This window comes from Citrobacter sp. Cb004, from assembly GCF_030337065.1.
GTDB classification, from domain to species: Bacteria; Pseudomonadota; Gammaproteobacteria; order Enterobacterales; family Enterobacteriaceae; genus Citrobacter; species Citrobacter braakii.
Genome location: NZ_JAOWCH010000033.1, coordinates 26,953 through 40,380, shown reverse-complemented (window position 1 = coordinate 40,380; position 13,428 = coordinate 26,953). Strand labels below are relative to the sequence as shown.

The 13,428-nt window shown below is 52.7% G+C and carries 14 protein-coding genes and 3 tRNA genes; 7 read left to right on the top strand and 10 right to left on the bottom strand.

Going from position 1 to position 13,428, the window contains the following annotated elements:
- Positions 1-134 precede the first annotated feature (134 nt).
- Complete coding sequence (gene deoC / locus OGV65_RS01110; protein WP_016155634.1) at positions 135-914, bottom strand: deoxyribose-phosphate aldolase; 780 nt, start codon at positions 912-914, stop codon at positions 135-137.
- Positions 915-1,175: 261 nt separating this feature from the next.
- Between deoC and OGV65_RS01105 the strand changes: the two genes are divergently transcribed.
- A complete protein-coding gene (locus OGV65_RS01105; RefSeq protein WP_047358374.1) occupies positions 1,176-2,726 on the top strand; it encodes a YjjI family glycine radical enzyme in 1,551 nt (516 codons plus the stop codon).
- Positions 2,698-3,561, top strand: a complete 864-nt coding sequence (locus OGV65_RS01100; RefSeq protein WP_103766857.1) for a YjjW family glycine radical enzyme activase — start codon at positions 2,698-2,700, stop codon at positions 3,559-3,561. Before OGV65_RS01105 ends, OGV65_RS01100 begins: the two co-directional genes overlap by 29 nt.
- Before the next feature lie 32 nt (positions 3,562-3,593).
- Here OGV65_RS01100 and OGV65_RS01095 read toward each other — a convergent pair whose 3' ends face one another.
- From OGV65_RS01095 to holD, 8 genes are all read right to left on the bottom strand, one after another.
- The gene (locus OGV65_RS01095) at positions 3,594-4,370 is read right to left on the bottom strand and encodes a metal-dependent hydrolase (protein WP_103766858.1); all 777 of its coding nucleotides are present in this window, start codon (positions 4,368-4,370) and stop codon (positions 3,594-3,596) included.
- A complete protein-coding gene (locus tag OGV65_RS01090) occupies positions 4,367-5,440 on the bottom strand; it encodes a patatin-like phospholipase family protein (protein ID WP_047500108.1) in 1,074 nt (357 codons plus the stop codon). The genes OGV65_RS01095 and OGV65_RS01090 overlap by 4 nt, the downstream gene beginning before the upstream one ends.
- A gap of 245 nt (positions 5,441-5,685) precedes the next feature.
- Complete coding sequence (locus tag OGV65_RS01085; RefSeq protein ID WP_003019081.1) at positions 5,686-5,847, bottom strand: DUF1328 domain-containing protein; 162 nt, start codon at positions 5,845-5,847, stop codon at positions 5,686-5,688.
- Positions 5,848-5,974: 127 nt separating this feature from the next.
- Positions 5,975-6,592: a molecular chaperone OsmY gene (gene osmY, locus OGV65_RS01080; RefSeq protein ID WP_016155629.1), complete on the bottom strand. Its 618-nt coding sequence runs from the start codon at positions 6,590-6,592 to the stop codon at positions 5,975-5,977.
- Between the two features lie 306 nt (positions 6,593-6,898).
- Positions 6,899-8,488, bottom strand: a complete 1,590-nt coding sequence (prfC, locus tag OGV65_RS01075; protein ID WP_016151601.1) for a peptide chain release factor 3 — start codon at positions 8,486-8,488, stop codon at positions 6,899-6,901.
- Positions 8,489-8,580: 92 nt separating this feature from the next.
- The gene (yjjG, locus tag OGV65_RS01070) at positions 8,581-9,261 is read right to left on the bottom strand and encodes a pyrimidine 5'-nucleotidase (protein WP_016151600.1); all 681 of its coding nucleotides are present in this window, start codon (positions 9,259-9,261) and stop codon (positions 8,581-8,583) included.
- A 14-nt stretch (positions 9,262-9,275) separates the two neighbouring features.
- On the bottom strand, positions 9,276-9,722 hold the full coding sequence (rimI, locus tag OGV65_RS01065) for a ribosomal protein S18-alanine N-acetyltransferase (protein WP_286454510.1): 447 nt from the start codon (positions 9,720-9,722) through the stop codon (positions 9,276-9,278).
- Positions 9,691-10,104: a DNA polymerase III subunit psi gene (gene holD / locus OGV65_RS01060; protein ID WP_003837254.1), complete on the bottom strand. Its 414-nt coding sequence runs from the start codon at positions 10,102-10,104 to the stop codon at positions 9,691-9,693. The genes rimI and holD overlap by 32 nt, the downstream gene beginning before the upstream one ends.
- 103 nt (positions 10,105-10,207) lie before the next feature.
- Between holD and rsmC the strand changes: the two genes are divergently transcribed.
- From rsmC to OGV65_RS01040, 4 genes are all read left to right on the top strand, one after another.
- Positions 10,208-11,236: a 16S rRNA (guanine(1207)-N(2))-methyltransferase RsmC gene (gene rsmC, locus OGV65_RS01055; RefSeq protein WP_016151599.1), complete on the top strand. Its 1,029-nt coding sequence runs from the start codon at positions 10,208-10,210 to the stop codon at positions 11,234-11,236.
- Between the two features lie 178 nt (positions 11,237-11,414).
- Positions 11,415-11,501: transfer RNA gene (locus OGV65_RS01050), tRNA-Leu, on the top strand.
- Between the two features lie 28 nt (positions 11,502-11,529).
- Positions 11,530-11,615 (top strand) — tRNA-Leu (locus OGV65_RS01045).
- A 31-nt stretch (positions 11,616-11,646) separates the two neighbouring features.
- Positions 11,647-11,732, top strand: a tRNA-Leu gene (locus tag OGV65_RS01040).
- A gap of 39 nt (positions 11,733-11,771) precedes the next feature.
- Here the strand turns inward: OGV65_RS01040 and OGV65_RS01035 are convergent.
- A complete protein-coding gene (locus OGV65_RS01035) occupies positions 11,772-12,047 on the bottom strand; it encodes a DUF1435 domain-containing protein (RefSeq protein WP_019078313.1) in 276 nt (91 codons plus the stop codon).
- A gap of 216 nt (positions 12,048-12,263) precedes the next feature.
- Here OGV65_RS01035 and OGV65_RS01030 point away from each other — a divergent pair, with 216 nt between their 5' ends.
- Positions 12,264-13,340 (top strand): GGDEF domain-containing protein, encoded by a 1,077-nt coding sequence (locus OGV65_RS01030; protein WP_286454508.1) that lies wholly within the window; start codon positions 12,264-12,266, stop codon positions 13,338-13,340.
- The last annotated feature ends 88 nt before the right edge of the window (positions 13,341-13,428 follow it).

Here is a 13,428-nt window from a genome sequence, read left to right as displayed (position 1 = left end):
CAATGAATGATTACTCTAAACAATTCGAGTCGCAGGAAGCGGCAAGGAAGCTCATCCCCAGGCGCTTACTACAGTAAGTGACTGGGGTGAGGGAGTGCAGCTAACGCACCTGCGGCTTGCAGTATGACGAGTAATTAGTAGCTGCTTGCGCTCTTACCGTCGCCGTGACCCAGCGCTTTCAGCAGGCTCGCCAGCAGGCTGGATGCGCCAAAACGATAGTGACGGGAATCGGCCCAGTCAGCGCCAAACAGTTCGTCAGCAATCGCCAGGAACTGCTGTGCATCTTCTGCGGTACGCACGCCGCCTGCCGGTTTGAAACCTACAGTTTTAGAAACGCCCATGTCGCGGATCACTTCCATCATGATGCGTGCGCTTTCCGGCGTCGCATTTACCGGCACTTTACCGGTAGAGGTTTTGATGAAATCAGCACCCGCTTTGATGGAGATTTCAGACGCTTTACGGATAAGACTCTCTTCTTTCAGCTCACCGGTTTCGATGATCACTTTCAGCAGCACGTTTGCCGCCGCACACGCATCTTTACATGCTTTAACCAGATCAAAACCAACCTGCTCGTTACCGGCGATCAGGGCACGGTAAGGGAACACCACGTCAACTTCATCCGCGCCGTAGGCAATCGCCGCGCGGGTTTCAGCCAGCGCAATCTCGATGTCGTCGTTGCCGTGCGGGAAGTTGGTCACGGTTGCAATACGGATGTCCGGAGTGCCTTGCTCTTTCAGCGTCTTACGCGCGATAGGGATAAAACGCGGATAGATGCAAATAGCGGCAGTGTTGCCTACCGGAGTCTTCGCCTGATGACACAGCGCGATCACTTTTTCATTGGTGTCGTCGTCATTCAGGGTGGTCAGGTCCATCAGTTTCAGTGCACGCAGGCTGCTTGCTGTTAAATCGGTCATAACATTCTCCAACGGCATCGCCGTATAAAATTTCACCTTGCGAGTTTGTTAGTATTCTAACATCCGCTCGCTATTACACTTCGATATACATCACAGTTAATGAAAACCACATACAGATTTGCATTACTCTAATGAGATCTACTTCAAATAAATCACCTTTCAAAAAGGGATGCGGTGGCATCAGGCGCATCCGGATCAAAGGTTGTGGCGGCGTTGCTTTCTACAATGGCGTTACACCTTCGGGATAAAAAGGAATCAACGATGCCCACTTCAAGCGAACTCGCGCTGCAACAGCGTTGCCAACAAATCGTGACCAGTCCGGTGCTCAGCCCTGAGCAGAAACGCCACTTCCTGGCACTGGAGGCTGAAAACGCGCTGCCTTACCCGCAACTACCTGCTGAGGCTCGCCAGGCGCTGGATGACGGGGTGATCTGCGATATGTATGAAGGTCATGCCCCGTTCAAACCGCGCTATGTTTTACCCGACTACGCGCGTTTTCTGGCTAACGGTTCCTCATGGCTGGAACTGGAAGGAGCCAGGGATCTTGATGACGCGTTATCCTTACTCACCATCCTGTATCACCACGTTCCGTCAGTCACCTCGATGCCGGTCTATCTCGGCCAGCTCGACGTTCTGTTGCAACCGTATGTTAGAATTCTAACACAAGATGAGATCGATATTCGAATAAAACGTTTCTGGCGTTATCTCGACAGAACCCTGCCAGACGCATTTATGCATGCCAATATCGGCCCCGCTGATACGCCTGTCACCCGTGCAATTTTACGCGCAGACGCAGAGTTAAAGCAGGTTTCGCCTAATTTGACGTTCATTTATGATCCGCAAATTACACCTGACGACCTGCTGCTCAACGTGGCGCAAAATATCTGCGAGTGCAGTAAGCCGCACATTTCCAACGGCCCCGAAAATGATAAAATTTTCACAAAAGGTCAGTATGGCGTCGTCAGCTGTTACAACTCGTTGCCGCTCGCCGGGGGTGGAAGCACGCTGGTCAGGCTCAATCTGAAAGCCATCGCAGAGCGCAGCACCTCTGTCGATGACTTCTTTACGCGCACCCTACCGCACTATTGCCAGCAGCAAATCGCCATCATTGATTCACGATGTGAATTCCTCTATGAAAAATCACATTTCTTTGAGAATAGCTTCCTGGTGCAGGAAGGGTTGATTGATCCCGAACGTTTTGTCCCTATGTTCGGCATGTATGGCCTGGCGGAGGCGGTGAATCTGCTGTGCGATAAGGCGGGGCAGAATGCTCGCTACGGAAAAGACGAGGTCGCCAATCAGCTCGGCTATCGCATCAGCGCCCAACTGGCGGAGTTTGTAGAAAGTAGCCCGGTGAAATTTGGCTGGAAGCAGCGCGCAATGCTGCACGCACAGTCAGGGATCAGTTCTGACATCGGCACCACGCCGGGCGCGCGTCTGCCCTACGGCGATGAGCCGGATCCGATCACTCACCTGCAAACCGTCGCACCGCATCATGCGTATTATCACGCTGGGATCAGCGACATTCTCACGCTGGATGAAACCATCAAGCGCAATCCTCAGGCGCTGGTGCAATTGTGCCTCGGGGCGTTTAAAGCTGGGATGCGTGAGTTTACTGCCAACGTGAGTGGTAACGATCTGGTCCGCGTCACCGGCTATATGGTACGCCTGTCGGATCTGGAAAAATATCGCGCCGAAGGTTCACGCACCAACACCACCTGGCTGGGCGAAGAAGCCGCGCGCAATACGCGCATTCTGGAACGACAACCTCGCGTGATTAGCCATGAACAGCAGATGCGCTTCAGTAAGTAAGATCATTCCTTTCTCCTGCGTCGACGGGCCGGGCAGTCGCCTGGCTCTGTTTCTGCAAGGATGTAACCTGCGCTGTAAAAATTGCCACAATCCGTGGACTATGGGACGCTGCAACGACTGCGGGGAATGTGTCCTGCATTGCCCGCATGAAGCGCTGAGCCTGAGTGCGGGGAAAGTGAGATGGCAATCCGACGTATGTCAGCAGTGCGATACCTGCCTGCACATGTGCCCACAGCAGGCCACGCCGATGGCGCAAACCCTGAGCGTTGATGAAGTGCTGCAGCATATTCGCAAGGCGGTGCTGTTTATTGAAGGAATTACGGTCAGCGGCGGCGAAGCGACCACCCAGTTGCCGTTTATCGTGGCGCTGTTTAACGCGATCAAAACCGATCCGCAGTTGCAACACCTGACCTGCATGGTAGACAGCAACGGCATGCTGAGCGAAACCGGCTGGCAAAAACTACTGCCGGTATGCGACGGCGTAATGCTCGATTTAAAAGCCTGGGATAGCGCGTGTCATCGACAGTTGACTGGCCGCGATAACACGCTGATTAAACAAAGCATTACCTTTTTGTCTGGGCAGGGAAAACTTGCGGAACTGCGCCTGCTGGTTATTCCTGACCACGTGGATTATCTACAGCATATCGATGCGCTGGCGGCGTTTATCAAACGTTCAGGTGATGTTCCGGTGCGGCTAAATGCCTTTCATGCGCACGGGGTGTACGGCGAAGCGAAGGACTGGCCGAGCGCCACGCCTGAGGATGTGGAGCAACTGGCGCAAGGATTGCGCGAGCGCGGAGTGGATAATTTGATCTTCCCGGCGCTGTACCTGTAATTGCCGGATGCGACGTATCCGTCGTCCGGCAATTAAAAATCAAATAACGCCGTCGTATTGCGATACAGCGCATCAGCGATAACATCCGCAGGTTCCAGGCGCAGCTCGCAGAGGACATTAAAGACTCTGACCACCTGCTCCGGGCGATTGGGCTGTCCCTGAAAGCCGTTGAGCGGCATATCCGGCGCGTCAGTTTCCAGCAGCAGTGAGTCCAGCGGCAGTTGCGCCATTACCTCGCGGGTTTTACTGGCGCGCGGATAGGTAATGGTGCCGCCCACGCCAATTTTGTAGCCCAGTTGCACAAAACGTTCGGCCTGCTGCACGCTCCCGGAAAATCCATGCACCACGCCGGTTCGCGGTAAAGCATGGCGTTTCAGGTGCATAGCCAGCTTGTCATGAGTGCGCCGCGAATGCAGGATCACCGGCAGTTCGTAACGCTTCGCCAGCTTAAGCTGCGCTTCCAGCAGCCGCTCTTGCTTATCGAATTGCGGATCGTCCCGATAAAGATCCAGCCCAATCTCGCCTACCGCCACCAGCTTTTGCGGGCGCTTATCCAGCGCCTGCTGCAACTGCTCCAGGCAGTCATCGCTATGTTGTTCAATAACAATGGGGTGCAGCCCCAGGGCGGCAAACAATGGAGGGTAATTTTCTGCTAACGCCAGTACACGGGAAAAATTTGCCGCCTGGGTGGCCGGAACGATAATGCTTTGCACGCCGACGTCAGCCGCGCCCTGAATACTGGCAGATTCATCGCCAGTAAACGGCGGAAAATCAAAGTGACAATGCGTATCAATAAAACGATAACTCACGCCAAATCCTCATTATTAAACGTCGTGTCGTTAGCCTGAGGCGCATTGGTCACCACCGGCGCGTGAGCATCGTTAGCCACCGGCGCGGGAGGAACCACGACCGGTCCCGGCACCACAATCTTCGGCGTCTGACGAGGCAGCGGCGCATTTCTCGCCAGCAGCTTGCCGACGGTTGCCAGGAAGTAACGACCACACAGGCGTCCGGTCTTGTAATCTTCCCGCAGCGCCGGAATACGGCTTCCTAATGCCATGCTATGGAGCGGTTTGGGCGGGTAGATCTCAAAGATACGCAGCTTGCCCGGCGGTTTCTCAATAAAACTCTGAATCGCGCGATAGCTGGCTTCATGGTGCTGGACCAGATTCAGCAGCGGTTGCAGGCTGCTTTCGCCCAGCCAGCGTTCCATACGCTTGAACCACTGCGGGGTGTAATACATTTGCGAAGGCACGGTGCGGATAACCACCAGCGTTTTTGCCCCCTGCTTCGCCGCTTCCTGCACGGGAATGGCGTCGCTGACTCCCCCATCGAGATAATTCACACCATCCAGCGCAACCCCTGCGCGGTAGAACCCGGGAATCGCGCTGGAGGCACGAATAAGATCGAGCCAGTTTTGCCGGTTCGGCGAAAAATAGCCAGGCGTGTAGTCATCGCCCCGACAGGCGCACATATAAAACGATTTCCCTGCGGCAAACAGGCGCTCGGCGTTATCCATCGCCAGCGGCATCTGAGACGCAGTCGAATCCACCAGCCAATCGAGATCGATTAAGTTTCCCCCGCGCACAAAGCGCACCGGGTCAAAAAATTCACGTCGGGTAGTGTAACGCATGATGACTTTACGACCGTAACCCGGCTGGTTACAAAGATAGGCTGAAAGGTTTTGCGCACCAGCGGAGGTCCCATAGAAGAGATCAAAAGGATTGAACTGTGCGCGCATGAATTCATCCAGTACGCCAGCGGTGAAGATGCCTCTTTGTCCGCCGCCCTCACACACCAGCGCCATACTGCCTGGTTGAAACGGACGTAACGATAACGGCGCAATATTGCCGAGCGTGACGGGTATTCTCTGCCCCACCTCTGCCTTCCTGTTGTTTTTGTAATAGAACAACAAAGTAACGCAAATTGCCTGATGCTAAAACCGTAAAAGCCAGTCCGGTGGACTGGCTTAGTAGCAAGTTATCTTTACGGTTAATCCCCAAAATAATTCGAGTCACAAGAAGGCGGCAAGGGCGTGAATCCCGATCTGCTTACTCTGGTAAGTGATACGGGCGAGCACGCGTAGCCAACGCACCTTTAACTTGAAGAATAAAGGGGATGTCGCTAGGGCCGTTTACGACCTGTAAACAGGCTGACCAGAAACAGAATGATCCCCACCACAAAAACAATTTTCGCTGCGCCAGCAGCGGTACCCGCCAGTCCACCAAAACCCAGTGCAGCGGCAATTAACGCGATAACCAGAAATATGATGCCCCATCGAAACATGCGCTTCTCCTTTACCATAGTTAATGTCACCGCTTGATATGAGCACTCAGGCTGCCCATCGGCGATATTTTCAGTGTGGTGCACAACACGCCTCCCGACAAACGTCGGGAGGACGAATTAAGTCTAATTAGTGAGTTTTAAGATCGTTTTTGACGCTTTTTACGCCATCAATCGCTTTGGCGATGCTCTCAGCGCGATCGCTTTGAGCCTGTGATTCAACGGTTCCTGAAAGCTGTACCACGCCATCGGTGGTTTCAACTTTCACTTTGCGGGAAGGGACAATATCATCGGCCAGCAGCTTGGCTTTTACCTCACTGGTGATTGCCGTATCGCCCGCATAGCCTTTTACAGAAGAGTCTTTGCTATCACGTACGTGCAGTTTGTCGCTAACGGAGGTCACACCCTCAACGCCTTTGGCGACTTTAACTGCCTCTTCGGCTTGTGCCTGGCTTTCAACAAACCCGCTTAGCGTCACCACCTTCTGGTCGGTTTTAACGGAAATGTCGGTGCTCTTAATGCTATCGTGATCCACCAGCGCGGCTTTTACTTTCGCAGTGATGGTGCTGTCATCCATGAAATTACCGACTTTGTTCATGGAGCTATCGACTTTCTGCCCCGCACTTTCGACGCCGGATTGCGTTTTATCCGTCGTGGAGTTTTCTGCATAAGCAGAACCCGTTGCAACAGCGGAGGTCAGCATCACGGCCAGCAGCGTTTTAGAAATCTTAAGTCCTGTCATTGTCATCGATGTATTCCTGTATGTTTGCTAAAAGCTGCGCTCTGCCGTAAAACGGCTTGAGCCAGCAACTAATCTTGTAAGTGGAATAAATATCAGCAATAGAAGCTGCAACAGGCAGCCTAAACAGCATTTAACGCCGACATTTATGTCATCACATTGTTAAATATAGTTCAGGATTTCGTGATCGCAGTCCAGATTGACTAAAAAACGTGCAAACAAAAGAAAAACGAGAGGTTTTAAGAACATTCCGCAAGGGATTTAAAAGACAGGAAAAGTTGTAGGGCACGGTGGATACCGTGCCCTGAAGGTCGATTAGTGTTCGCGCGTTTTGCGGAACTGAACGTCAGGGTAACGTTCCTGGGTGAGATTCAGGTTAACCATGGTCGGCGCGATATAAGTGAGGTTATCGCCGCCATCCAGCGCCAGCTGAATTTCGTTTTTACGCTTGAATTCTTCGAATTTCTTCACGTCAGAACACTCTACCCAGCGTGCTGTCGCTACGTTGACCGACTCATAAATCGCTTCAACGTTGTATTCGCTCTTCAGGCGTGAAACCACCACGTCGAACTGCAGCACACCAACAGCGCCCACGATCAGATCGTTATTAGCGATCGGACGGAAAACCTGCACTGCGCCCTCTTCGGACAGCTGAACCAGCCCTTTCAGCAGCTGTTTCTGCTTCAACGGATCCTTCAGACGAATACGACGGAACAGCTCCGGCGCGAAGTTCGGAATACCAGTGAACTTCATCATTTCGCCTTGGGTAAAGGTATCGCCAATCTGGATAGTGCCGTGGTTGTGCAGACCCAGAATATCGCCCGGATACGCTTCTTCCACGTGAGAACGGTCACCGGCCATAAAGGTCAGCGCATCGGAGATAACCACGTCTTTACCAATGCGCACCTGGCGCATTTTCATGCCTTTCTCGTACTTGCCGGACACCACGCGCATAAACGCCACGCGGTCACGGTGTTTCGGGTCCATGTTGGCCTGAATTTTAAACACGAAGCCGGTGAACTTCTCTTCTGAGGCTTCAACAACGCGGGTGTCGGTTTTACGCGGCATCGGCGCAGGCGCCCACTCCACTAAGCCATCCAGCATATGATCAACGCCGAAGTTACCGAGCGCGGTACCGAAGAATACCGGGGTGATTTCGCCCGCGAGGAACAGCTCATGGTCGAACTCGTTAGACGCGCCCTGCACCAGCTCCAGCTCGTCGCGCAGCTGCTGCGCCAGGTCTTCCCCCACGGCGGCATCGAGTTCCGGGTTGTTCAGACCTTTAACAATGCGCACTTCCTGAATTGTGTGGCCTTTACCCGTCTGGTACAGGTAAGTTTCGTCTTTATATAGGTGATAGACGCCTTTGAACAACTTACCGCAGCCAATCGGCCAGGTGATCGGCGCACAGCCGATTTTCAGCTCATTCTCGACTTCATCCAGCAGCTCCATCGGATCGCGGATGTCACGGTCGAGTTTGTTCATAAAGGTCAGGATCGGGGTATCACGCAGACGGGTAACTTCCATCAGCTTACGGGTCCGGTCTTCAACACCTTTTGCGGCGTCGATGACCATCAGGCAGCAGTCCACCGCCGTCAGAGTACGGTATGTATCTTCAGAGAAGTCTTCGTGCCCTGGGGTGTCCAGCAGGTTTACCAGGCAGTCATGATATGGAAACTGCATCACAGAGGTGGTAATGGAGATACCACGCTGTTTTTCCATTTCCATCCAGTCAGATTTCGCATGCTGGCTGGAGCCACGGCCTTTTACCGTACCGGCGGTCTGAATCGCCTGTCCGAATAACAGTACCTTTTCAGTAATTGTCGTTTTACCGGCATCCGGGTGAGAAATAATGGCAAAAGTGCGGCGTTTGGCCACCTCTTGCAAATAAGGAGACAACGTCATAGTCAAATCTTCTTAGGTAAGCACGGCAACAGGCCGTGCAAGTTGAATACGAAAAATTGCGGCTATTTTACCCATCAACGGGGGGGAGGCAATCAGTGTTTACACAGGAGCCGCTCCAGTTCACTTAATGACGCCACGGTCCAGGTCGGCTGAATGCCCGCTGGCTGCTCGCGGTGGTGCGTATTTAGCCAGCAAGTGGATAGCCCGGCGTTAATGCCGCCAAGAATATCGGACTCTGCGGTGTCGCCCACCATCAGTACGCGAGAACGCTCAGGATTGCCCGCCTGCTCCAGTGCATGGTCAAAAATACGGGGATCGGGTTTTGCCACGCCAACCTGCTCAGAAATCACCAGCAGGTCGAAATAGTCGCGCAGCCCCGTCCGCTCAAGGCGGATTTGCTGCAACGCCGTAAAGCCGTTAGTAATAATACCGATTTTTGTTTTATCACGAATCGCATTGAGCAGAGAAACCGCCCCTGGCAACGGCGAGCAAATCTCCGCCATCGCATTGATAAAGGCGTCATTAAGCTGGCCTGGCTCAACCTTCAGGCGTTCAGCCCAGCTCTGAAAACGAGCGTGCTGGAGTTGTAATGAGGTAATCGCACCGTTTTGATAATCCACCCACAGCGGTTTATTTACGGCCTGGTAGTCCTGAAAATCTTCAGCGGTAAAGGTAATGCTATAGTCGAGAAACATCCGCTGTAAGCCGGTAAACGAGTCAAACGTAAACAGCGTTTCGTCGGCATCAAAGAAAATCCAGTCCCACTTCTTCATCATTACACCTTGTCTTACATGCTGATTGGCAATGCCATTATAATGGCGTCTTCATGACCATCGGCCGTCGGATAGTAATTGCGCCGGATCGTCGCCTCATTAAAGCCCTGGCTTTCGTACAGCGCGATAGCGGCAGCATTTGAGGCGCGCACTTCAAGCCACAGTGTCAAAATGCCACGCTTTTCCAGCTCATCGATCAGGTATTCCAGTAGCTCACGCCCCAGGCCCCGGCGCTGAAAGTCAGGATCGACGGCAATATTGAACAGCGTAGCTTCATCCAGCACGACCTGTGTAATCGCAAAGGCGGCCATTACGTCGTCAACCCTCAACTGAAAATTGAGGTAGCGATCGCCCTGGTTGCTGGCAAATGTTTTTTCACTCCACGGAAAAGCGTGGGCGCGTTTTTCAATCTGAAATGCTGCAGGTAAATCAGTCGGTTCGAGGGAAGAAATCGTGTTCATATGCGCAGATTTGTTGCCATAACGCGGCGCGGGCCGCGGGGTTTTCCCGTAATTCATTAAACGCAGGACTCTCGACCTGAGCGCCCTCCAGCAGCAGCGGCTCTTCGGTTCCCAGCCGCCAGCTATTACAGCGACTGCCCTGCGGCAGCATGGCGACACGGTCAGGCGTCAGTTGTAAAACCTGATCCGGGCTGACGGTTAATGCGCGTAAAATATCGCTCATCAACGGTTCAGTTAGTGCGGGTAATTGTGCAGCAACCATCACCAAACGGACGTGCGCAGGAATTGAAATCGCGATCTCGCCCTGCAGTGCGCCGGGACGACGCAATGACCACTGCGTAATGCCCAGTTGCTGTAACTGCCAGTCTCGTCGGGATGTCATAGCGAAACACTCCTGTCTATCAGGGGCGCAAATATAGCAAATTTGTCGAATCCGTGCCATCAAACAACTATAATCCCCCGCTGTACAATTTAAGGAGCACTCCATGTCTGCTTTTACCCCGGCAAGTGAAGTCTTGCTGCGCCACAGTGATGATTTCGAACAAAGCCGTATTCTGTTTGCCGGTGATTTGCAGGATGACCTGCCTGCCCATTTTGAATGCGCCGCCAGCCGTGCGCACACTCAGCAGCTTCACCACTGGCAGGTGCTTAACCGCCAGATGGGTGACAACGTTCGCTTTAGCCTCGTCGCGCAGGCCGATGACGTTGCCGATAGCGATACGCTGATCTACTACTGGCCGAAGAATAAGCCGGAAGCCCAGTTCCAGTTGATGAACATTCTGTCGCTGTTACCGGTGGGCACCGATATTTTTGTTGTTGGTGAGAACCGCAGCGGCGTTCGTAGCGCAGAGCAGATGCTGGCCGAATACGCGCCGCTGAACAAAGTCGACAGCGCGCGTCGCTGTGGCCTGTACCATGGTCGTCTGGAAAAACAGCCGGTCTTTGATGCAGAAAAATACTGGGATGAATACCAGACCGAAAATCTGACCATCAAAACGCTGCCGGGCGTATTCAGCCGTGACGGCCTGGATGTTGGCAGCCAACTGCTGCTCTCCACGCTGACGCCGCACACCAAAGGCAAAGTTTTGGATGTCGGCTGCGGTGCAGGTGTACTCTCCGTCGCCTTAGCCAGCCACTCGCCAAAAGTGCGCTTAACCCTGTGCGATGTTAGTGCCGCCGCCGTTGAAGCCAGCCGCGCAACGCTTGCTGCCAACGGTATTGAAGGAGACGTAATCGCCAGTAACGTCTTTTCTGACGTGACGGGTCGCTTTGATATGATCATCTCCAACCCACCGTTCCACGATGGGATGCAGACCAGCCTCGATGCCGCGCAAACGCTGATTCGCGGCGCAGTGCGCCACCTCAACAGCGGCGGTGAACTGCGTATCGTGGCGAACGCCTTCCTGCCTTATCCGAAGGTACTGGATGAAGTGTTTGGCTTCCACGAAGTTATCGCGCAGACCGGTCGCTTCAAGGTCTATCGCACCATCATGACGCGTCAGGCGAAGAAGTAGAACGGCCATCCGGCAGGGTTTGCTAAATGCGGGGTGGCACTTCGTTTACACGGCCTGCGTTTAGCGCCCATTTTTACATCAATTAAGCGCGTCCTGGGCAATTAACTATTGACGAAAAGTTGAAAACCACTAGAATGCGCCTCCGTGGTAACGATACTTTTTTGAGTGTCGATGGTATGCGAAGGTGGCGGAATTGGTAGACGCGCTAGCTTCAGGTGTTAGTGTCCTTTCGGACGTGGGGGTTCAAGTCCCCCCCCTCGCACCATAATCCACGTTGATATTGCTCGCACTGGGCGAAGGTGGCGGAATTGGTAGACGCGCTAGCTTCAGGTGTTAGTGTCCTTAGGATGTGGGGGTTCGAGTCCCCCCCCTCGCACCAACGAGGCGATATCAAAAAATAAGATGACTGTGCGAAGGTGGCGGAATTGGTAGACGCGCTAGCTTCAGGTGTTAGTGTCCTTAGGATGTGGGGGTTCGAGTCCCCCCCCTCGCACCAATTATCTTATTTCCCTCTCGATTTTCTTCCCTGTTTTGTTCATCCCTGATTCCCGTTCATCATCACCAGAACAATGCCGCCGATCAGCGCCGCACATGAAGGCAACAGGACAAAATGCCGCAAACGCTTGTGGTACAGCATGAGTGAAGTCAACAGTAATCCTAATACAATCATCGCCTTCCATACGTAGACCGACAGGTCGCTAAATGCCATCCCGGCAATCAGTATTCCCGGCAGCAGAACACCCCATCCACTGCCCAGCGTACGTTGCAACATGGTACCACCTATGACATTGATAATGATAACCAATATCATATGATAAATTTTCTCATTTGTCAGCTGGGAGGCACTATCAATTATATGAGTTTTACTTAACGATTGATGACATGAATAATTTAAGGTGATAAATTGCTCGCCGGCTAGCTTTTCAACTAAAAACAATAAAAACCTCTGCGAATGATACCCCGTTCGTTATTTGTTTTATTTACCAACACACCTTCGTACATTGCAGATAACTAACAATATTTACCTATGACAGTACAATCCTGGCGAGCTCTGCGCACCAAAAAATACCAACTCTCTTTACGATTGTTTCTGCTACTCAACGCAGTCTCCGCGTTGTTTACGCTTTTTTTTCCCCTGTTTGCCGTCAAAGCGTTGTCAGTACCGGCATTGCTGATTCTCGTGATGAGTACATTGTTGCTGGCATGGCATAGGAAATATGTGGATAAAAGAATTAATCTTCCTTTTATTTCAATCGTTTTTGGTTTGCTATGGGCATTACATATTTTCCTGAAATATAACGCACTGGGTCATAATGATTATTATTTTCCATTAATCGCGCTTCTCAGCGTGCTGTTTATTGGATCTATCGCTTTTGCCAATAATATCATCGCGTTTACGCTTCACTCATTGCCTTCCGTCGCCGTCTGTTTATGGCTGAATGGCAGCGAGCATGGTTTGCGAATTATCTATTTTATGGCGCTGCCCATGGCCGGGATCGCCATCCAGCATGTGATACAAAAGCGCTACGATGGCTTCGCCCAGCAGCTGATGTATAAACTGCTGGAAGAACGGGAAACCCTGAACGGGCTCAGCATGCTCGACCCGCTAACCGGTTTGTACAATCGTCGGGGGCTGCAACACCGACTCGATACACTGTTGGCCTTGAGCAACGCGAAGCACTACGTCTTGCTGCTGGATATCGACCATTTCAAAGCCTATAACGATCACTACGGTCATATGATGGGAGATCAGGCGCTGATCCGCGTCTCTGCCGCGATTCGTGACTCCGTGCGCTCCCGGGACGTGGTGGCGCGCTTTGGTGGGGAAGAGTTTATGGTTTTGCTGACCGCGGTCGATCCCCAGCAGGCCCAGGCTGCCGCCGAACGTATTCGCCAGAAGGTGTACGACCTTAAAATTCCTCACATGTTTAACGAGAGCGTGGCAACCAACGTAACCGTGAGTATTGGTATTGCGCCTCTGGTCGAGCAGGATATTGATGCCGCTGTTGCCCGAGCGGATAAAGCCCTTTATGAGGCCAAGAGCCTTGGGCGCAACAGTACGCTGGTCAGCGATGACCTGCGAGTAAACTGCCCTTCTGCCTGAGCTATCTGTGCGGTGTCGCCCGGGATGGCGACAAAGATCTTGCCATCGCTCAATGTCAATTATAGGATTAGCAATCATTATCATTAAG